We start from the raw sequence: 19,648 nt of genomic DNA on the forward strand, positions 1-19,648 counted from the left end.
CAGGCCCGCGCGCGGCGCGCTGCCCGAGCCTGTTCCCTTGAAGTCGTACTGATCGCAACCATTGGCCGCTCGCGGGCATGTTCCTACCGTGGGGGTGTGCGGTTATTCGTGGCAGATGAAGCGTGGAGTGAATTGACCTCCGGTCCCGAGCCGGTGGTCCGGGTGGCCGCCGACGACCTGCAGCAGGCGCGCCGGGCCCGCGACCGGCTCCGCGGCGACGACGGACAGGTCGCCGTGATCCTGGACGTCAGGGTCGCCGTGGCCGGGGACGTCCGTGCCGCCTATGCCTCGCTGGGTCCCGACGAGTACACCCGTGGCGTCCGCTATGCCGGCACCGTGAGTGGGCTGGCCGGGCTGATCGCCGATATCGAGACCGCCGGGGTGGCCGACGGCGTCACGCTGGTGGGCGGGACCTCGCCGGCGGACCTGGCCGAGATCGGCCGCAGCGTGCTGACGCTTCTCGAACAGCGCCACCGCGCCGCCTAGGTTTTCAGCAGCTGCTCCAACGACATCGCCGCACCGTCGGCGACGGCCGTGTCGTAAGCGTCGTCACCGAGGGCCGCCCGGGCGGACCGCGCGGATTCGGCATGGTCGCCGTCGTAGACCGCGAAACGCACCGCCCCCTGTTGCCTGCGGAGCGCGTCGGCGGCCCCGAGCAGGCGGGCCGTTTCCCGAGCGTTGTCCGCGGCCAGCGACAGACAGTCCAGGACATCGGGCAGGGCTCCGTGGGCGTCGGCCTCGGCGGCCACCGAGAGTGCCCGGCGGGCGTCGAGTGCGGCGCCGTCCCGGTCGCCGGCGCGCAGCCGGCGTCGGGCACTGGTGGCGAGCACCGTGGCCAGATGCCAGCCCTGCATCGCCGGTGACACCTCGTCGATCCATTTCTCGGCCGCCCGCAGATCGCCGCGCGCGATGGCGATGTCACCGACCGGGTGCAGGTTCATCGAGGCCAGATGGTGGTGTTCGGCGAGCAGCTCGGTGGCCAGGCGGCTTGCCTCGTCGGCCGCCTCGACATTGCCGTCGGCCAGGTGCGCGGCCGCCACCGCCGCCCGTGCCTGACCCACCCACATGTCGCCGAGCCCCGCGGCCGCGGTCATTGCCGTGTTCGCCGACCGGCGGGCCGCATCGGTGTCGCCGCGGCGGGCCAGCACGTGGGCGCCGGTGATCAGTGCCTGCGCCCGGTGCAGCGGGTCCTTGCCCGCGGCCGAATCCATGGCGGTGGCCTCGCATTCGGCGGTGGCCCGCACCAGTTCGCCGGCCAGCATGGACGCCGCGCCGTAGCCCCAGCAGCGGCAGGCCCTCGCCACGTAACCCGCACCGATCGCGGTGGCGACCGCCAGGCCCTCCCCGCCGGCGATCCGCGCCGTCACCGGGTTCCCGGCGCCGGCGATCGCCGCATAGGCGCGCCAGCTCAGCAACTCGGCGAGATGCCAATCGTCGCCCAGTTGCCGGGCCAGCCCGATCGCCTCGTCGAAGTAGCGGTCCGCGGTGGCCCTGGTGAAGACCGAATTGCTGCAGCACGCGATCAGAGCGCGCAACAACAGCTCCGGATCGTCGAACTCCCGGGCCAGCAGCAGCGCGCTCTCGGCTTGTTCGAGGCCTTCGGCGGCGCGCACCGAGGCGTCCAGGAACATCTTGTCGGCGATGGCCCGGGCACGCGACGGAGTGCGTGCCGAGTCGCCGTCGCTCAGCGCCGCGGTGAACCATGCCAGTCCTTCGTGCACCAGCCCCCGCGCCAGCCACAGCGGCGGCAGCGAGGACGCCAGTTGCAGCGCGAGTGCATTGTCGCCGTTGCTCATGCTCCAGTCGAAAGCCGCACGGAGGTTGTCGATCTCGGTGTCCGCCTGGTCGATCCGCTGCGTCCGGTCCGGGGTTCCCGGGGCGCTGATGGTGGCGGCCATGGCGGTGTAGTGATCGCGGTGCTTGCCGCGCAACCCGGAGGTCTCCCCGGAGTCGGCGAGCTTCTCCAGGGCGTACTGGCGAACGGTCTCCAGCATCCGGTAGCGCGTCGGGCCGCCGGTGGTGTCGGCGCTGACCAGTGACTTGTCGACGAGCATCGTCAGCAGGTCCCGGATCTCGTACCCGGGTACCGACTCGTCCACGCACACCGCTTGTGCGGCCAGCAGATCGAAACCGCCCATGAAGACCGGGCAGCGACGGAACAGGATGCGCTCGGGTTCGGTGAGCAGATTGTGCGACCAGTCCACCGAGGCGTGCAGGGTCTGCTGTCGGTGGGCGGCCGACCGGGTGCCCCCCACCAACAGCCGGAACCGGTGTTGCAGGCCGTCGAGGATGTCGGCCAGGGACAGTGAGCGGACCCGGGCGGCGGCCAGCTCGATGGCCAGCGGTACGCCGTCGAGGCGCCGGCAGATCTCGGTGATGGTCGTCGCCGCGTCGGTGGTCACGATGAAGTCGGGATTGGCGGTGGTGGCGCGCTCGATGAACAGCTCGATGGCTTCGTCGTCGAGGGACAGTGACGGGACCCGCCACACCACCTCGCCGGGGACGCCCATCGGTTCCCGGCTGGTGACCAGGAATGTCAGGCCCGGGCAGGCGCGCAGCAGGTCCATGACGACGGCGGCACTGGCGTCGAGCAGGTGTTCGCAGTTGTCCAGCAGCACCACCAGATCCCGGTCGCCGACGGATTCGATCAGGGTGTCGATCGTCGATCTGCCGGGGCGGTCGGGCGCTCCCAGGACACGTGCGACGGTGCTCGTCACGAGTGCCGGGTCGGTGATCGAGGACAGGTCCACGAACTTCGCGTCGTCGAAGCCGTCGACCACCTGCAGGGCCAGCCGGGTCTTGCCGGTCCCGCCCGCGCCGGTGAGGGTCACCAGCCTGCTCTGCTTGAGCAGGCGCGCCACCTCTTCGATCTGGTTCTGGCGTCCGACGAAGCTGCTGAGCTGCAGCGGCAGGGTCCGGCTGGCCGGCTGCTTGGCGGTCCGCAGTGCGGGGAAGCTGTTGCGCAGGTCCGGGTGGCACAGCTGGCTGACCCGCTCCGGCCGGTGCAGGTCACGCAGCGGGTAGGTGCCGAGGTCGGTGAACCAGGCCTCCGCGGGCAGGGCGTCCGCGACGAGTGCCTCGGTGGCTCCGGACACCACTGTCTGACCGCCGTGGGCGAGATCGCGCAGCCGGGCGGTGCGGTTGACGGTGGGGCCGGCGTAATTGGCGGCGTCGCGCATCTGCACCTCCCCGGTGTGGACACCGATGCGCAGGGTGATCGGCGCCAACTGGGCGAACTGGAAGTCCAGCGCGCATGCCACCGCGTCGGCGGGCCGCCGGAACGCGATCACGAAACTGTCGCCTTCGCCTTGTTCGAGGGGGCGGGCACCGCCGTGTACGGCGGTGAGTTGGGTGATCACGGTTTCCATCGTCGCGACGGCGGCGGCCATCTCGTCGGGCCGGGTCTCCCACAGCCGGGTGGAGCCTTGGACATCGGCGAGGAGCAGTGTCACGATGCCGGTGGGCAATTCGGTCATGGGCCGGCACCTCCCGCGTCGGAGTCTGGTTTCGACCATGGTGACACGCTTAAGTTGCACGCGCGTCAGAGCGGCTGGCGTCGCCCCGATCTGCACGCATCGCCGCGACGATGACTAATCCAATCCGTGCATTAGTTGGCACTGAATCGGTCTTGGACATGAATGGATCGGCGTCTTAGCGTTGGTGTCATGACTGCCACCCTCGCCAATCAGCTGACCGGCCAGATGATCATCGCGGGATCGCCCGTCAGCGGAACCGGTGCCGAGATTCGCGGATTCGATCCCACCGCCGGTCAACCACTGGAACCTGCGTACCGGCACGGCGACAGCGCCGATGTGGAGGCCGCCGCCGCCGCGGCCGCCGCGGCATTCCCCGTCTACCGGGCCACCACGTCTGAGCAACGCGCCCAGTTCCTGGAGGCCATCGCCGCCCGCATCGAAGCGGTCAGTGAAACCTTGATCGCGCGGGCCGTCGCCGAGAGCGGTCTGCCCCAGGCCCGCATCACCGGCGAGGTCGGCCGCACCACCGGTCAGCTGCGGCTGTTCGCCGGTGTGCTGCGCGAGGGCAGCTGGAACGGTGCCCGCATCGACACCGCACTGCCCGACCGTGCCCCGCTGCCCCGCCCCGACATCCGTCAGCGCTTCATCCCGCTCGGCCCGGTCGCCGTGTTCAGCGCCTCGAACTTTCCGCTGGCCTTCTCCGTCGCCGGCGGTGACACCGCATCGGCACTGGCCGCCGGCTGCCCCGTGATCGTCAAGGGTCACGACGCGCATCCCGGCACCTCCGAGATCGTCGCCCGCGCCATCACCGAGGCCGTCGCCGAGAGCGGCCTGCCCGCCGGGACCTTCTCGCTGCTGTTCGGCACCGGTCAGAAACTGGGCATCGAACTGGTCACCGATCCGCGGATCAAGGCCGTCGGCTTCACCGGGTCCCGCACCGGCGGAACGGCTCTGGTCGCGGCGGCCGCCGCCCGCCCCGAACCCATCCCGGTCTACGCCGAGATGAGCTCCATCAACCCGGTGTTTCTGCTCGACGGGGCGCTGAGCACCCGTGGCGCCGAACTCGGCAAGGCGTTCATCGGCTCGCTCACCATGGGCTCCGGCCAGTTCTGCACCAACCCGGGCCTCGTCATCGCCGTCGACGGCCCCGGGCTGGACGCGTTCGTCGACGCCGCCAAGGAGGCCATCTCGGCCGCGCCGGCCACCCCGATGCTCACCCCGAACATCGCCCGCAGCTACGCATCCGGCGTCGAGTCACTCGCCGGGGCCGCCGAACTGGTCGCCCGCGGCACCGAGGGCAGCGAGACCTGCGGTCAGGCAGCTCTTTTCAGCACCGATGCGAACAGCTTCCTGGCATCCGAGGACCTGCAGGCCGAGGTGTTCGGTTCGTCGAGCCTGATCGTGCGCTGCGCCGATGCCGCGGAGGTGGCCGTCGTCGCCCAGGGCATCGAGGGCCAGCTCACCGCCACCGTGCACGCCGATGACTCCGATGTCGATGCCGCAGGCGAGTTGCTGCCGCTGCTCGAACTCAAGGCGGGCCGGATCCTGTTCAACGGCTGGCCCACCGGCGTCGAGGTGTGCCACGCCATGGTGCACGGCGGCCCGTTCCCGGCCACCTCGGACTCCCGGACCACCTCGGTCGGTGCCCGCGCCATCGAGCGCTTCCTGCGCCCGGTCGCCTACCAGGACGTTCCGAAAGCACTGCTGCCCAGCGCCATTGCCGACGGAAACCCCGATCGTCTGTGGCGCCGCATCGACGGCCAGCTTTCCCAATCCTGAACCACACCCACACCCGATCCGAAAGGCCCGCCCATGCGTCCCACCCTGCGCCCCGATTTCCAAGGCGTTCTGTTCTTCCCCGTCACCCCGTTCACCGAGTCCGGTGACGTCGATGTCGACGCCCTGACCGCGCACCTGACCAAGGGGCTTGAGGCCGGTCCCGGCGGGATCTTCATTGCCTGCGGCACCGGGGAATTCCACGCCATCGACGAGGACGAGTTCCGCGTCATCGTCGCCACCGCCGTCAAGGTGGTCGCAGGCCGCGTCCCGGTGTACGCCGGTGCGGGTGGGTCGGTGGCCCAGTCCAAGCGCTTCGCCGTCGCCGCTCAAGAAGCGGGCGCCGACGGTCTGCTGCTGCTGCCGCCCTACCTCGTCGAGGTACCGCAGCCCGGTCTGGTCGACTTCGTCGCCGCCGTGGCCGGGGCCACCGAGCTTCCGGTCATCGTCTACAACCGCAACAACGCGAAGTTCACCGAGGCCTCCGCCGTCGCCGTCGCCAAGATCCCCAACGTGATCGGATTCAAGGACGGCACCGGCAATTTCGATCAGGTCGCCCGTATCGTCGCCGCCGTCACCACTCAGGTGGACCCCGACTTCCTGTTCTTCAACGGGCTGCCCACCGCCGAGACCACGCAGCTGGCGTTCCGTGCCATCGGCGTCCCGCTGTACTCGTCGGCGACCTTCGCCTTCGCGCCCGACCTGGCGCTGGCCTTCTACAACTCGCTGGAATCCGGTAACACCGAGCTGACCAACGCGCTGCTCAACGCCTTCTTCATCCCGCTGGTGCAGTTGCGCGACACCGTCCCCGGCTATGCCGTCTCGCTGGTCAAGGCCGGCGTGACCATGGAAGGTGTGCCCGCCGGACCGGTGCGTCCGCCGCTGGTGATGCCGCACGCCGATGACCTGGCCCAGCTGAGCTCCATCATCGCCGCGGGCCGCGCGGTGCTGGCCGCATCGTTGAGCGAGGCCGTCTAGACCATGGCGCCGATCAGGATCACCGGAGCCCGCATCACCCCGGTCGCGTTCGTCGACCCGCCGTTGCTGAACACGGTCGGGGTGCACCAGCCCTACGCGCTGCGCGCGATCATCCAGCTGGACACCGATGCGGGCCTGGTGGGCCTTGGTGAAACCTACGCAGACACCCGCCACCTGGCCCGGCTGCATGCCGCCGCCGAGGCGATCACGGGTCTGGATGTATTCGCGCTCAACGAAATCCGCGCGGCAATCGCGGTTCGGCTGGCCGGTGATGACGCCGCCGTCGGCACCGCGGGCATGATCACCACCGCCAGCGCGGTGGATCAGGTGCTCTCGCCCTTCGAGGTGGCCTGCCTGGATGTGCAGGGCCACACGCTGGGCCGGCCGGTATCGGATCTGCTGGGCGGCAAGGTCCGTGACGCGGTGCCCTTCAGCGCCTACCTGTTCTACAAGTGGGCCGCGCACCCCGGCCAGGAGCTCGATCGCTTCGGCGAGGCACTGGACCCCGCGGGTCTGGTCGCCCAGGCCCAGCGCATCATTGGCGAATATGGTTTCACCGCAATCAAACTCAAGGGCGGGGTGTTCCCTCCCGAGGAGGAGATGGCGGCCATCGAGGCGCTGGCCGAAGCCTTCCCCGGCATGCCGTTGCGGCTGGACCCCAACGCCGCCTGGACTCCGCAGACCTCGGTCAAGGTGGCCTCCGGGCTGGCCGGCATCCTGCAGTACCTGGAGGATCCGACGCCGGGCCTGGACGGGATGGCCTCCGTGGCCAGTGAGTCGCCGCTTCCACTTGCCACCAACATGTGTGTCGTCGCGTTCGATCAGTTGGCCCCCGCCGTCGCCAAGGGATCGGTGAAAGTCGTTCTCTCCGATCACCATTACTGGGGCGGACTGCAGCGTTCCCGGCTGCTCGCCGGGATCTGCGAGACGTTCGGGCTGGGCCTGTCCATGCACTCCAACTCGCACCTGGGCATCAGCCTGGCCGCGATGGTGCACCTGGCCGGCGCGACACCGAACCTCACCTACGCGTGTGACACGCATTGGCCGTGGAAGACCGAAGAGGTCGTCAAGGACGGTGTGCTGCGCTTCGTGGACGGTTCCGTCCCGGTGCCCACCACGTCGGGCCTCGGCGTCGAGATCGACGAGGACTCGCTGGCCGCACTGCACGAGCAGTACCTGCGCTGCGGTATCCGCGATCGCGATGACACCGGCTACATGAAGACCGTCGACCCGAACTTCGAGCTGGTCAGCCCGCGCTGGTAGGCCCTGGCTTTTTTCCCGTCGCTTCGCTCGCCCCGTTACGGTGGGTGGATGGCAGACCCATCGGCCGTCGAAGCCGCCCACCCGCCGGAGTTACTGCTCAGCGTCGTCAACCGGGTGCTGAAGGTCGCCCTCAAGACCCCGCTCGGCGGCTACATCGGCGATTTCATGTTGGTGGCCTTCACCGGCCGCAAGACCGGGAAGCGCTATGCGACGCCGGTGAGCGCGCATGCACTCGACGGTGCCCTCTACGTCGTGCTGGAGGCGCAGTGGAAGTACAACTTCCGCGGCGGTGCCGACGCGCAGGTGTCCCACCGCGGCAAGACCCGCACCATGCACGGTGAGCTCATCACCGAACCCGCCACGGTCGCCGGCATCGCCGACCGGATCGCCAAGTCCTACAGCCCGAAAAAGGCGCAACGGCAGCTGGGGATGATGTTCCGCGACGGGGTGTATCCCACCCTGGCCGAGTGGGAGGAATCCGTGCGCCGGGTGAAGATCGCGGCCATCAAACTCACGTGAGCACCGGGGCGCGGTCGGCGATGACGAACGTCGCGTCGGTGCGTGCCGGCGCACCGGGACGGGTCACGAACGGCAATGTCCGGAAGTCGGCCCGCAGTCCGTCGGCCGTGATGCGGGTGCGGACGTAGCCCCGGCGATTGCTGAAGTATTTGAGGTGCGGATTCTCCGGGAGAATCGCATCCACATCCGGGCGGGAGTCCGAGCCGTCCCCGCCCGAGGTGATCGATGATGTCACCAATTCCGTTGCCACCGGCCCCGATCGGGGGTCGCTGATCTCGGCGGCCCAGTGTGAGTGCACATCGCCGGTGAGCACGACGGGATTGCGTACGCCGCCCAGCCCCGCGGTGATCCGGTCGCGGCAGGCGCCGTACCCGTCCCAGGCGTCGGCGTTGACACCGCGGCGCGGTCCCGCCACCACATCGAGCGGCGCAAAGAACACCTGCTGGCCCAGGATGTCCCAGCGGGACCGCGAATCCCGCAGGCCGGCGAGCAGCCAGCGTTCCTGATCGGGTCCGATCAGCGTGCGCCCCGGGGAATTCAGCTCCGGGCAGTCGGCGCCATAGGCGTCGCCGCAGGCCTGATCGGTCCGGTACTGGCGGGTGTCGAGCAGGTGGAATGTCGCCAGGGCTCCCCACTGCACGCGCCGGTACAGCCGCATCCCGGTGCCCTGCGGTCGCGCCGACGGCCGCAGCGGCATGTTCTCGTAGTAGGCCTGCAGCGCCGCGGCGCGCCGGGCCGGGAAGTCCGGTTGCGGCTCCTCGGGCACATCGGCGGCCCAGTTGTTGTCCAGTTCGTGGTCGTCGAACACCACCAGCCACGGTGCGGCGGCATGCGCGGCCTGTAGGTCGGGATCGGTTTTGTACTGCGCGAGGCGCTGCCGGTAGTGGGCCAGCGTGACGGTCTCCGGTCCCACATGCCTGCGCACACCGCCGTCCTTGCCGGCGTACTCGTACTGATAATCACCAAGGTGCACAACAAGTTCCGGGTGGTCCTCGGCCAGTCTGCGGTAGCCGGTGAACCACCCCTGCTCGTAGTTCGAGCACGAGGCGAAACACATTGTCAGGGGCGCGAGTGCACCGGGTTGCGGTGCCGTGCGGGTCCGCCCGGTGGCCGAGATGTAGCCACCGGCGCGAAACCGGTAGAAATACTCGGTGCCCGGTCGCAGGCCGGCGAGTTCGATATGCACGGCGTGCGCCGATTCCGGTGTCGCCACGGTCATCCCGCGCCGTTCGACTCCGCGGAAGCGTTCATCGGTGGCGACCTCCCACTCGACATCGACCATCCGCCAAGGCATTCCGCCGAGGCCGTCGTCGGCCAACGGTACCGGTGCCAGCCGCGTCCAGATCACCACGCCGTCGGGGACCGGTTCCCCGGAAGCCACCCCGAGGGTGAACGGGTCGGAGGTCAGCTCGGCCCGGCCGAAGCCGACCAGCGGGATCGCCGCGACGGCCAGGGCCCCACCGAGCAGCGCACGGCGGGACAGATTCGTCGACACGGCGCAGTGTCAGATGCCGACCTTGCCCGCAGGTGACGCGCAGCTGTCCGGTGTCTCTCCGTCAGCCGTCATCTCGTGGTTGCCATGCCGTCGGCGCACGCACCGCGTCGAAAAGCCGCACCAGCACATCCACCAGGTGCTCGCGGTCGACCTCGACATCGCCGAGCAGCACCGCGCCGATCGTGCTGATGACACCGCCGACCAGGAATTGGGAGACCAGCCGCAGATCGGTCGGTAGATCATCGGTCGGCAGGCCGGGATCACCGCTGGATGCCGTCGATGCCAGCATGCCGGCGAACCGGCTGGATTCCTGCAGACTGCGCCGGCCCAACGCCGGTGATGCGGTCGCCTCCAGCACCAGGATCCTGCCCTTGCGTGGGTCGGCGAGAATTAGATCCACCAATTCGGCCAGCACCGCGCGCGTTCTCGCCAGGTCGTCATCGGGCGCCTCGGCCAGCGCGGTGACCGAGCGGCGCGCGCTCTCCTCGATGACGGTGTCGTAGACGGCCAGATGCAGCGCCTCGATATCGGGGAAACTCTCGTAGAAGTAGCGCGCCGCGACCCCGGAGGCCTCGGTGACGCCCCGCACCGTGGTGCCCGCGATGCCGCGGGTGCCCATCAGTTCCAATCCCGCGGCGAGCAGCCGGGCCCGCCGTTCGGCCACCCGGTCGTCGGCGGTCTGCCCTCCGTACCGCCGGGTGACCATCGAACCATCTTGACACAGGGCATATGGGGCTGATTTCCTCAATCTGCACACAGGTGTTTCCTGTTTCGCGATGGGAGCTGAGATGGATCCGAAGCCGTGGGAACCCGGCCAACCACATCACGAGTTGGCCGCCGATGTGCGGTGGTGGATGGGGATGCCGTTGGCGTTCGGTCTGTTCGGACGGCTGGCGCTCGACCAGGTGGCCTACCGCAAGGTTGCCGCGGCCGTCGACGCCAGTGGGCGCTTCGCCGCCAATTTCACCGACCGTGGGCTGAACAGCTACCTGTGGAACGGCCCGCTGGCCTTCGGTGACGAGGCCGATCGCCACGCCGCCCAGGACCGGCTGAAGTCCAAACACGGTGCGGTGCACGGAGTCGGCACGGGGGATTTCGAGGGCGAACGTTTCAGCGCGCTCGATCCCGCGCTGTGGAAATGGGTCGGCACCACGTCGCTGAACATCTTCTACGCCGGCTACGTCGCGGTCTACGGCAAGGACCTGACCACCGAACAGCGCGAGATCGTCTACCGAACGGTGTGTGCGATGGCCGATGTCGGGCTGCCCAGCACGGCATCGGAAGTGCCGCCGACGGTGGCCGAGATGCAGGCCTACTACGACGAGGTCGCGGCCACCGAATTGGCGGCAAACCCGTTCCTGCTGTGGGCCGCCGACCAGTTCGGCGCACCGCCGGTGCCGACGTTGTTCGGCCCGCACTGGCTGCACCAGATCATCGCGCCGGTCTGGCGGTTGGCGGCCCCGGCGATGGCGCGGCCCGCCCGCATCTGCGCCGAGTCGACCACGCACCCGACGATGATGGAACTGCTGGGCAGCAGCTGGAACTCGCGCAAACAGCTCGAGTTCGCCTGCTACCGGGCCTCCATCCGGGCCGCGCGGCGCTGGCTGCCGAAGTGGGCGCTGCTGGAGCCGATGGCCTATAACCGGTACCGCTACGAACAGCTGCGCGCCTTCCACCACAAATACGAGTTGGAGTCCTTCGCGCCCGCCGCGAGCTAGACTGATGCACTGCTGACGTCCCGCATCGGTGCGGTGATACGAGGAGTGCATGGATGTTCTCACTGGCCCGGCTGTCCTGCTTCATCGCCGTCGCCGAGGAACTACATTTCGGCCGCGCCGCCGAACGCCTGCACATGACCCAGCCGCCGCTGAGCCGTCAGATCCAGCAGCTGGAAACCGAACTCGGGGTGCAGCTCATCGACCGCACCACCCGGTCGGTCACCCTGACCCCGGCCGGGGTGGCCTTCCTGCCCGACGCACGCCGCATCCTGCAGCTGGCCGAGAGCGCCGCGCTCACCGTGCGGCGGGTACCGGCGGGGGACCTGGGCACGGTGGTGGTCGGATTCACCGCGGCCTCCGCGCACGCGGTGCTGCCGCGCCTGCTCGAACAGACGCGCAGCATCCTTCCCGATGTGAAACTCGAACTGCGCGAGATGGTTTCATCGGTACAAGTCGAGGCGCTGATGAGCGGCGAGATCGACCTCGGGATGGCGCGGCCGCCCCTGAAGCGGCCGGGGATCGTGTCCCGTCCGTTGCTGCACGAGCAGTTGGTGGCCGCACTGCCCGCCGGGCACCCGCTCACCGAACAGGGCCGCCAGCTCACCCTCAACGATCTCGACGGCCAGGACTTCGTGATGTATTCACCGGTGCAGGCCCGCTATTTCAACGAACTGCTGATCAGCACGTTCACCATCGCCGGTGCGACGCCGCGCTTCGTGCAGTTCGTCACCCAGGTGCACACCATGCTGGTGCTGGTGCGTTCCGGAATCGGGATTGCCCTGGTGCCCGCGTCGGCGGCGACCCTGCACCCCGAGGGGGTGGTGTTCCGGACCATCGGGGCGTTCCGGGAGCGCCCGGTCGAACTCGACGCCGCCTGGCGCGGGGACAGCACCAACCCGGCGCTGCTGCGGCTGTTACGGGATGTGCTGCCTGCCCGCGAGTGGACCACCGATGACCTGGTCGAACAGGTCATCGGCTGACCGCGGCTAGCGCCGCAGTGAGCCGGGGGGCATGTCCAGGCCGATCTCGTCGCAGATCGGGCCGATGATGATCAGCGAGCCACGAGGACTGCAGAACGGGGTACCCGGCGGCAGCGGCTGCGGGGCGGACGGGGTGAGTTCCGGGGGAGTGATGTCCGCGGAGATGAAGCTGTCGGCGGCCGACCCGTCGGGGTAGACCATCCGCACGTTGCCCTGCCCGAACGGGACCGTGAAGTAGGTGTGGCACACACTCATGTCCCAGCGGATCTCCTGGAACGGCAGGGCTTGGCCCGGGCACCACTGGGTGGTCGGTGCGGTGTACGGCCCGGCGGCCGCGATGCCGGCGCCCACGCCGAGCCCGGCTGCACCCACGGCGGCAGCCACCACGGCCACCTTCGTCAATCGCCTGATCTCGCTCATCTGGATCATTCCCTTCGCTGGGCCGTGCCCAGGCGGGCTTGCCGATGAAAGGAAGTACAGCGCAGCGGGACGGCTACCGATCCCAAAAATGCAAAGAGAGCTGCCTAGACGCGGGCCCCGGGCTGCAGCACCGGGGTGACCAGCCGGCCGGTGGCCAGGAACTCGTCGAGGTTGCGCAGCGTGAGGTCCTCCATCGCCGCGCGGGTCTGCACGGTGCCGCTGCCGACATGGGGGAGCAGCACCACGTTGTCCATCTCGAGCAACTCGGCCGGGACGTTGGGCTCGTCGGCGAACACGTCGAGCCCGGCGCCGGCCAGCCGGCCGTCGCGCAGCGCGGCAACCAGGGCGACCTCGTCGACGACGCTGCCGCGGGCGATGTTGATCAGGTAGCCGTCTGCACCGAGCGCGTCGAGGACCGCGCCGTCGACCAGCTTGCTCGTGGAACTGCCGCCGGCGGCGGCGATCACCAGCACGTCGACCTGCTGCGCGAGTTCCACCGGTGACCCCACGTAGGTGTACGGCGATTCGGTGACCTCACGGCGGTTGTGATAACTGATGGCGCATCCGAAGGCGCTGAGCCGCTTGGCAATTGCGCCACCGATGCGGCCCAGTCCGATGATCCCGACCCGGGTGTTGCTCACCTGCCGGGTCAGCGGGTAGTTGCCGTTGACGGGCCACTGCCCGGCCCGCACATAGCGGTCGGATGCGGAGAACTGCCGCATGGTGTCGATCAACAGGCCCACCGCGGTGTCGGCGACGCAGTCTGTCAGGACGTCGGGGGTATTACTCACCCCGACGCCCCGAAGTGCAGCGGCATCCACATCGGTGGTGTCGTAGCCGACGCCGAAGTTCACCACCGCGCCGAGGCGGGGCAACTCGGCCATCAGCGCGGCATCGACGCCGGTGCGGCCGGACGTGACGACGGCGGTGATATCGGCGCCGGGGCCGGCGAGGAACTCGGCGCGCGCGGCCGCATCGTCGGGGAGGGTCTGCGCTCCGTAACGGGTGCGCAGGGTCTCGGCCAGAGACGGCTTCAGAGGGCCGACCTGCAGGACCCTGGTGTCGGAAGAAGATGAAGAGGTGTCGGGCATGTGGGCTGCTCCTTCGCTGCTCACTACGTACGGTATTGAGACCTGCGGATACCTGTCCAACACGGAAATAGCATGGGTTAATGCAGAACCCGCATGACTAGGCAATCGTGAGCCGTTCCCGGGTATCAAAGGCCTGTGCGGCCCCCTAAAGTACCTGATCACCGGCCATTTCGGGTGGGTACGTCCAGCCCCGGGCGGATGCGCAGAACCGCTCAGCGGCCCATTTCGGGCGGTTGACGGTGTCCGAGAGCCGCTCTTACGGTGTGTCTACCGTCACAAGTGATGTCCACATACGTAGACGTCACTGCCGATGATCGCAGGTAGTACAGCCCACACCCTTGATCTGGAGGTCCCGATGGCCGCGACAGTTGCCCGAGCCTCGCTGCGCCGGCTCGCACTTCTCACCAGCGCAGCGGTGCTGGCCGCCGGATGCAGCGTCGCCAACACCGGTAGCGGTGGTTATGACCCCGAGACCTTGCGCATCGTGCTTCCCCAGGAGCCGCCCACGCTGGAACCGTGCGAGGGCTCGCTGACATCCACCGGCATCGTGACCCGCTCCAACATCACCGAGCCGCTGGCCGAGCGCGATTCCACCACCGGCGATCTGCTGCCGCTGCTGGCCACCGGATGGGAGCAGACGTCTGCCAACGAGTGGACCTTCACGCTGCGCGACGGTGTGACCTTCTCCAACGGCGCACCGTTCACCTCCGCCGACGCCGCGTTCTCGATCGACCGCGCGGTCAACTCCGACCTGCAGTGCAACGTCGACGGTTACGTCTTCGGCGATGAGGTGCTGGCCCTGCAGACGCCCGACGAGCACACCGTCGTGGTCGGCACCACCGAGCCCGATCCGATTCTGCCGCTGCGCATCTCGTTCGTCGAGATGGTTCCGGTGACCACCAGCATGACCGAGAAGGTCCGTGAGCCCATCGGCACCGGACCGTACGCGATCGAGCGCTGGGATTACGGCCAGAAGCTCACCTTGGCGCGCAACCCCACCTACTGGGGCACGCCGCCCGCCTTCGCGCGCGCCGAATACAAGTGGCGCAGTGAGGGAAGTGTGCGCGCAGCGATGCTCACCAACGACGAGGTGGACATCGCGACCGGGCTCGGACCCGAGGACGGGGCCGGAGATCTCGGTGTGCCCTTCCAGAACAACGAGACCACCGCGCTACGTATCACCGGCGCCGAGGCACCGCTGAACGACATGCGGGTGCGCCAGGCCATCAATTACTCGGTCAATCGCACCGGCATCGTGAAGGCGTTGTTCCGTGGGCTCGGCGAGCCCGCGGCGCAGCTGATCCCCGAAGGTGTCGTGGGTTTCAACTCCGATCTCCAGCTGTGGCCGCACGACCCCGAAAAGGCCCGCCAACTCGTCGACGAGGCGCGGGCCGACGGGGTCCCGGTGGACCGCCAGATCCGCTTGATCGGCCGCAACAGCCAGTTCCCCGGCGTCACCGAGACCGTCGAGGTGATCCAGAGCGAGCTGGCCGACGCCGGCCTCAACGTCAAGATCGAGATGATGGACACCGCAGCCCAGCTGGAATACCAGCTGCAGCCGTTCCCGGCCAATGCCGGACCGTTCCTCGCACTCATCCAGCACGGCAACCAGGCCGGTGACGCCGCCTTCTCCGTCGACCAGTACATGCGCTCGGACGGAGCCCAGAGCGCTTTCGGTACACCAGCTTTCGATGAGCAGATTGCTGCGGCCGGCAGGCTCACCGGAGAAGCGCGCCAACAGGCCTACGCCCAGATCTTCGCCGACGAACCGGAGAAGATCATGCAGTTCGCCTATATCGCCCACATGCGGGGCATCCTCGGCAAGTCTCCCCGCGTGGACTATGAACCGAACCCGGCGACCGGCGACGAAATGTTGCTGGCCACGATGACGCACGCCTCATCCGACCGCACCGACCAGTCCTGACAGTCAGCATCCTCTTCTGAAGGGTCACACCCGTTATGTTCTCCTTCGTTCGACGCCGGATGTACACCAGCGCACTACCGTTGGTGATCGTGCTCCTCGGAGTGTTCCTGCTTGCCAGGCTCACCGGCGACCCCACCAACCTGTACCTGCCCGAGTCCGCGACACCCGATCAGCGCCAGGCCTTCGCCGACGCCAACGGATTCAACGACCCGCTGATCGTCCAGCTCTTCGACTACTTCAAGGGCATCATCCACCTCGATTTCGGAACCTCGCTGCGCACCGGCGAATCCGCCTCCGAGATGGCGCTGCGCGCCTTCCCCGCCACCCTGCAGCTGGCCTTCGTCACCATGCTGCTCGCGATCATCGGCGCCGTCGTCATCGGCTGCTGGGCCGCCTACCGGCCCAACTCGCTGGCCGACCGGTTCTCCAGCCTGCTGTCCATGACCGCGGCATCGATCCCCGACTTCTGGTTCGCCATCACCGGCGTCTGGTTGTTCTCGGTGCTGATGGGATGGCTGCCCACCTCGGGTACCGACGCAGGGATGCTGTCCTGGATCCTGCCGATCGCCACCTTGATGATCCGGCCGCTCGGCGTGTTGACGCAGGTGGTGCGCGGAGCCATGGTGTCAGCTCTGTCGGCTCCCTATGTCCGGTTGGCACGGAGCAAGGGCGCCAGCGACTTCCGCGTCGTCACCCACCACGCGCTGCGCAACGCCGCCGCCCCCGCCCTCACCGTCGCCGGTGACCTCGCCGTCGGCCTGATCAACGGCGCCGTGGTGGTGGAGGCCATATTCGGCTGGCCCGGTATCGGCAAGCTGATGATCGACGCCATCCTGCAACGCGACTTCGCGGTGCTGCAGGCAGCAGTACTGCTCACCGCTGTCAGCATCTTCATCCTCAACATCGCCATCGACGCCTGCTACGCGCTGCTCGACGCACGCGTCCGGGAACCGGCCAAGGTTTAAGGAAAAACAGATGACTCAAATCGATCTGGTACCGGTCAAGCCCACCACCGCCATCGTCGGAGAGCCGGCATCGCGCAAGGCATCCGGCCGCTCGGTGTGGTTCCGGATGCTGGTCAACGACCGGGTGGCGGCCGTCGCGGCCACCGTCCTCGGCCTCGTTGCGCTGACCGCGCTGTTCGGTCCGATGCTGGTCGGCGATCTCGCCACCGACATCGACCTGGACAACTCCAACCAGGCGCCCTTCACCCTCGCCCACGGCTGGGCCAACGTGCTGGGCACCGACCCGCTGGGCCGCAGCATGCTCGCCCGACTCGTCGTCGCCTGTCAGACCACTCTGTCGGTGGCCATTCCTGCCGTGGTGATCTCGGCCGTCGTCGGATCGATCATCGGCATGTGGGCGGGCTACTACCGCGGGTGGCGCGAGACCGTCGCCATGCGGGTGGCCGACGTCATCATGAGCTTCCCGTCGCTGCTGCTCGCCGTCGTGGTGCTCTACGTATTCTCCCCGAGCGCGGCCAACATCGTTGCGGTGCTGGCGATCACCCGCATCCCGGTCTACCTGCGCACCGCGCGCGCCGAGTCCGCCGAGCTGTCCACCCGGGTGTTCGTCGACGCGGCCCGCACCTTCGGCGCCAGCGGCACCTCGATCATCACGCGGCACGTGCTGCCGATCGTGCTGCCCACCCTGTTGACGGTGGCCACCCTGGACTTCTGCTACGTGATGCTGGCCGAGAGCTCACTGAGCTTCCTGGGCATCGGCATTCAGCCCCCCGACGTCAGCTGGGGCCTGATGGTCGCCCAGGGCCGCACCTACCTGCACACCGCATGGTGGCTGTCCTTCCTGCCGGGCCTGGCCATCGTCATCACCACAGTTTCGGCCACCATCCTGGCGGCCTGGGCACGTATCGCCACCGATCCCGCCCAGCGGTGGCGGCTGACTGTTCCGCAGAAGCGACTGTCCCGCTTCGCCAAGTCCGGAAAGGCTCTCTAGATGACTGCTGTCGCTGAACACCCGCCCGTGGACCGGACGGACGCCGACCCCGCCCTGCGGGTGGAGGATCTCACCGTCGACATCCGCACCATCGCCGGCACCGTCCGCGCCGTCGACCACGTCACCTTCGCCGCCCGCAGCGGTGAGACGCTGGCGCTGCTAGGCGAATCCGGCTGCGGCAAGTCGATGACCGCCACCGCGCTGGTGGGCCTGCTGGAACCTGTCGCGCAGGTCGTCGACGGATCGGCCACCATGGCCGGCGTCGACCTGATGGCGGTCGATCGCAAGAAGCGCCGCGAGATGGCCGGACCCGAACTCGCGATCGTCTTCCAGGACGCGCTCACCGCGCTCAACCCGCTCTACACCGTGGGCACCCAGCTCGCCGAGCCGTTCCGCATCCACCACGGGATGAAGGCCAAGGAAGCCAAACGCCGGGCCATGGAACTCATGGTGCGCGTGGGCATCCCGCAGCCCGAGGAGCGGATGAAGGCCTACCCGCACCAGTTCTCCGGCGGTATGCGGCAGCGCCTGCTCATCGCGATGGCCGTCGCGCTGAACCCGAAGGTGCTGATCGCCGACGAGCCGACGACCGCGCTGGACGTCACGGTGCAGGCCCAGATCATGGCGCTGCTCAAGAGTCTGCGCGCCGAGTACGACATGGCCGTCGTGCTGATCACCCACGACCTCGCGCTGGTCGCCGAGGAGGCCGACCGGGTCGCGGTGATGTACGCCGGCAGCATCGTCGAAACCGGATCGGTGGCCGAGGTTTTCGGTGATCCGAAGCATCCCTACACGAAGGGTCTGCTGGACTCGGTGCCCGTCGCCGCCGAACGTGGCGCCGAACTGAAATCCATCGGCGGCTCACCGCCGGATCTGCACTCCATCCCGACCGGCTGCGTCTACCAGGACCGCTGCCCGCTGGTCCGCGATATCTGTCGCAGCACCCGCCCGGCTCTGCAGGACGTCGGCAGCCGGCGCAAGTCCGCATGCCATTTCCCCGGGGAGGTTTCACATGCCTGAGAATCACGAGGCCGAGCAGGTGCTGTCGGTCCGCGACCTGACCAAGTCGTTCCGGGTGTCCGGCGGTAAGAAACTGCAGGCCCTGGACGGTATCAACCTCGACCTGGCCCGCGGTGAGACCCTGGGCCTGGTCGGTGAATCCGGCTGCGGCAAGTCGACACTGGCCCGCACCCTGATGATGCTCGAACGCCCGGACTCCGGATCGGTCACCTTCGACGGTATCGATCCGTTCGGTCTGAAGGGCAAGGACCTGCTGAAGTTCCGCCGCCGCGTGCAGATGGTGTTCCAGGACCCCTACGCCTCGCTGAACTCCCGGATGACCGCGGCCGAGATCATCGCCGAGCCGTGGCGCACCCACAAGACGCTGTACAGCTCGCGCGCGGACCGGGACATGCGGGTCCGTGGTCTGCTCGACCTGGTCGGCCTGGGCGCCAAGGCCTTCGGCAAGTACCCGCAGGAGTTCTCCGGCGGTCAGCGTCAGCGCATCGGCATTGCGCGGGCGCTGGCGCTCAACCCCGAGGTCATCATCTGCGACGAACCGGTATCCGCGCTCGACCTCTCGGTGCAGGCACAGGTCCTCAACCTGCTCAACGATCTGCAGCAGGAACTGAAGATCTCCTATGTCTTCATCTCGCACGACCTGTCGGTGGTGCGCCACGTCGCTGACCGGGTGGCCGTGATGTACCTCGGCCGGATCATCGAAAACGGCCCGACCGAAGCCGTTTTCGACCGAGCGTCGCACCATTACACCTCGGCGCTGATGTCGGCGGCCCCGAAGTTGCGCGACGAACAGCGCGGCGAGCGCATCCTGCTCAAGGGCGAGGTGCCCTCACCGCTCAACCCGCCGTCAGGATGCCGGTTCCGCACCCGGTGCGCGGCCGCCACCGACATCTGCGCCGAGCAGCGCCCGCCGTTGTCGCTGGATGTGCTGGTGCCCGGACACGCCGCCGAGTGCCATCATCCCCGGATCGACGAGCAGCAGTCGGCATTGTCCAACGCGTGATCGGGGTGATGGCGGGCGAGCGAAGCGAC

Annotated in this window: 17 protein-coding genes; 12 read left to right on the plus strand and 5 right to left on the minus strand. The window is 68.4% G+C overall.

Annotated elements, in window-relative coordinates; all coding sequences use genetic code 11:
• Positions 1-96 precede the first annotated feature (96 nt).
• Complete coding sequence (locus ASE48_RS29620; protein WP_200962298.1) at positions 97-486, plus strand: hypothetical protein; 390 nt, start codon at positions 97-99, stop codon at positions 484-486.
• On the opposite strand, the gene ASE48_RS29625 is transcribed toward ASE48_RS29620, so the two are convergent.
• On the minus strand, positions 483-3,476 hold the full coding sequence (locus ASE48_RS29625; protein ID WP_057170789.1) for an ATP-binding protein: 2,994 nt from the start codon (positions 3,474-3,476) through the stop codon (positions 483-485). The two genes, ASE48_RS29620 and ASE48_RS29625, sit on opposite strands and share 4 nt — an antisense overlap.
• 189 nt (positions 3,477-3,665) lie before the next feature.
• Between ASE48_RS29625 and ASE48_RS29630 the strand changes: the two genes are divergently transcribed.
• The 4 genes from ASE48_RS29630 to ASE48_RS29645 are packed head-to-tail and all read left to right on the plus strand — an operon-like array spanning position 3,666 to position 8,012.
• On the plus strand, positions 3,666-5,255 hold the full coding sequence (locus ASE48_RS29630; RefSeq protein WP_057170790.1) for an aldehyde dehydrogenase (NADP(+)): 1,590 nt from the start codon (positions 3,666-3,668) through the stop codon (positions 5,253-5,255).
• A 33-nt stretch (positions 5,256-5,288) separates the two neighbouring features.
• Complete coding sequence (locus ASE48_RS29635) at positions 5,289-6,230, plus strand: 5-dehydro-4-deoxyglucarate dehydratase (protein WP_057170791.1); 942 nt, start codon at positions 5,289-5,291, stop codon at positions 6,228-6,230.
• Between the two features lie 3 nt (positions 6,231-6,233).
• A complete protein-coding gene (locus ASE48_RS29640; RefSeq protein WP_057170792.1) occupies positions 6,234-7,493 on the plus strand; it encodes a glucarate dehydratase family protein in 1,260 nt (419 codons plus the stop codon).
• 48 nt (positions 7,494-7,541) lie between these two features.
• Positions 7,542-8,012, plus strand: coding sequence for a hypothetical protein (locus ASE48_RS29645; RefSeq protein ID WP_057170793.1), 471 nt, complete (start codon positions 7,542-7,544; stop codon positions 8,010-8,012).
• On the opposite strand, the gene ASE48_RS29650 is transcribed toward ASE48_RS29645, so the two are convergent.
• Together ASE48_RS29650 and ASE48_RS29655 are read right to left on the minus strand one after the other, a co-directional pair.
• The gene (locus ASE48_RS29650; protein ID WP_057170794.1) at positions 8,005-9,507 is read right to left on the minus strand and encodes an alkaline phosphatase D family protein; all 1,503 of its coding nucleotides are present in this window, start codon (positions 9,505-9,507) and stop codon (positions 8,005-8,007) included. The genes ASE48_RS29645 and ASE48_RS29650 overlap by 8 nt on opposite strands.
• 61 nt (positions 9,508-9,568) lie before the next feature.
• Positions 9,569-10,213 (minus strand): TetR/AcrR family transcriptional regulator, encoded by a 645-nt coding sequence (locus ASE48_RS29655; protein ID WP_057170795.1) that lies wholly within the window; start codon positions 10,211-10,213, stop codon positions 9,569-9,571.
• A gap of 82 nt (positions 10,214-10,295) precedes the next feature.
• On the opposite strand from ASE48_RS29655, the gene ASE48_RS29660 reads away from it, so the two are divergent.
• Complete coding sequence (locus tag ASE48_RS29660) at positions 10,296-11,225, plus strand: oxygenase MpaB family protein (RefSeq protein WP_235571710.1); 930 nt, start codon at positions 10,296-10,298, stop codon at positions 11,223-11,225.
• Between the two features lie 53 nt (positions 11,226-11,278).
• Positions 11,279-12,205, plus strand: coding sequence for a LysR substrate-binding domain-containing protein (locus ASE48_RS29665; protein WP_057170797.1), 927 nt, complete (start codon positions 11,279-11,281; stop codon positions 12,203-12,205).
• Positions 12,206-12,211: 6 nt separating this feature from the next.
• Here ASE48_RS29665 and ASE48_RS29670 read toward each other — a convergent pair whose 3' ends face one another.
• Positions 12,212-12,625 (minus strand): hypothetical protein, encoded by a 414-nt coding sequence (locus ASE48_RS29670; RefSeq protein WP_156409435.1) that lies wholly within the window; start codon positions 12,623-12,625, stop codon positions 12,212-12,214.
• A 104-nt stretch (positions 12,626-12,729) separates the two neighbouring features.
• Complete coding sequence (locus tag ASE48_RS29675; protein WP_057170799.1) at positions 12,730-13,716, minus strand: 2-hydroxyacid dehydrogenase; 987 nt, start codon at positions 13,714-13,716, stop codon at positions 12,730-12,732.
• A 355-nt stretch (positions 13,717-14,071) separates the two neighbouring features.
• Here ASE48_RS29675 and ASE48_RS29680 point away from each other — a divergent pair, with 355 nt between their 5' ends.
• Genes ASE48_RS29680 through ASE48_RS29700 form a run of 5 tightly spaced genes read left to right on the plus strand, consistent with a single transcriptional unit; the run spans position 14,072 to position 19,619 of the window.
• Entirely contained in the window at positions 14,072-15,640 is a 1,569-nt protein-coding gene (locus ASE48_RS29680) for an ABC transporter substrate-binding protein (protein WP_057170800.1), read from the plus strand.
• A gap of 35 nt (positions 15,641-15,675) precedes the next feature.
• Complete coding sequence (locus ASE48_RS29685; RefSeq protein WP_057170801.1) at positions 15,676-16,605, plus strand: ABC transporter permease; 930 nt, start codon at positions 15,676-15,678, stop codon at positions 16,603-16,605.
• 10 nt (positions 16,606-16,615) lie between these two features.
• Positions 16,616-17,596 (plus strand): ABC transporter permease, encoded by a 981-nt coding sequence (locus tag ASE48_RS29690; protein ID WP_057170802.1) that lies wholly within the window; start codon positions 16,616-16,618, stop codon positions 17,594-17,596.
• On the plus strand, positions 17,597-18,616 hold the full coding sequence (locus ASE48_RS29695; RefSeq protein ID WP_057170803.1) for an ABC transporter ATP-binding protein: 1,020 nt from the start codon (positions 17,597-17,599) through the stop codon (positions 18,614-18,616).
• Positions 18,609-19,619 (plus strand): ABC transporter ATP-binding protein, encoded by a 1,011-nt coding sequence (locus ASE48_RS29700; RefSeq protein WP_057170804.1) that lies wholly within the window; start codon positions 18,609-18,611, stop codon positions 19,617-19,619. The genes ASE48_RS29695 and ASE48_RS29700 overlap by 8 nt, the downstream gene beginning before the upstream one ends.
• Positions 19,620-19,648: the final 29 nt, after the last annotated feature.

The sequence above is a fragment of the Mycobacterium sp. Root265 genome, from assembly GCF_001428895.1.
GTDB lineage: Bacteria > Actinomycetota > Actinomycetes > Mycobacteriales > Mycobacteriaceae > Mycobacterium.

What these genes read in the sequence shown, in the direction of transcription:
- ASE48_RS29625 (WP_057170789.1), bottom strand. Translation starts at nt 3,476, where the DNA reads ATGACCGAATTGCCCACCGGCATCGTGACACTGCTCCTCGCCGATGTC.
- ASE48_RS29630 (WP_057170790.1), top strand. Translation starts at nt 3,666, where the DNA reads ATGACTGCCACCCTCGCCAATCAGCTGACCGGCCAGATGATCATCGCG.
- ASE48_RS29635 (WP_057170791.1), top strand. Translation starts at nt 5,289, where the DNA reads ATGCGTCCCACCCTGCGCCCCGATTTCCAAGGCGTTCTGTTCTTCCCC.
- ASE48_RS29640 (WP_057170792.1), top strand. Translation starts at nt 6,234, where the DNA reads ATGGCGCCGATCAGGATCACCGGAGCCCGCATCACCCCGGTCGCGTTC.
- ASE48_RS29645 (WP_057170793.1), top strand. Translation starts at nt 7,542, where the DNA reads ATGGCAGACCCATCGGCCGTCGAAGCCGCCCACCCGCCGGAGTTACTG.
- ASE48_RS29655 (WP_057170795.1), bottom strand. Translation starts at nt 10,213, where the DNA reads ATGGTCACCCGGCGGTACGGAGGGCAGACCGCCGACGACCGGGTGGCC.
- ASE48_RS29660 (WP_235571710.1), top strand. Translation starts at nt 10,296, where the DNA reads ATGGATCCGAAGCCGTGGGAACCCGGCCAACCACATCACGAGTTGGCC.
- ASE48_RS29665 (WP_057170797.1), top strand. Translation starts at nt 11,279, where the DNA reads ATGTTCTCACTGGCCCGGCTGTCCTGCTTCATCGCCGTCGCCGAGGAA.
- ASE48_RS29670 (WP_156409435.1), bottom strand. Translation starts at nt 12,625, where the DNA reads ATGAGCGAGATCAGGCGATTGACGAAGGTGGCCGTGGTGGCTGCCGCC.
- ASE48_RS29675 (WP_057170799.1), bottom strand. Translation starts at nt 13,716, where the DNA reads ATGCCCGACACCTCTTCATCTTCTTCCGACACCAGGGTCCTGCAGGTC.
- ASE48_RS29680 (WP_057170800.1), top strand. Translation starts at nt 14,072, where the DNA reads ATGGCCGCGACAGTTGCCCGAGCCTCGCTGCGCCGGCTCGCACTTCTC.
- ASE48_RS29685 (WP_057170801.1), top strand. Translation starts at nt 15,676, where the DNA reads ATGTTCTCCTTCGTTCGACGCCGGATGTACACCAGCGCACTACCGTTG.
- ASE48_RS29690 (WP_057170802.1), top strand. Translation starts at nt 16,616, where the DNA reads ATGACTCAAATCGATCTGGTACCGGTCAAGCCCACCACCGCCATCGTC.
- ASE48_RS29695 (WP_057170803.1), top strand. Translation starts at nt 17,597, where the DNA reads ATGACTGCTGTCGCTGAACACCCGCCCGTGGACCGGACGGACGCCGAC.
- ASE48_RS29700 (WP_057170804.1), top strand. Translation starts at nt 18,609, where the DNA reads ATGCCTGAGAATCACGAGGCCGAGCAGGTGCTGTCGGTCCGCGACCTG.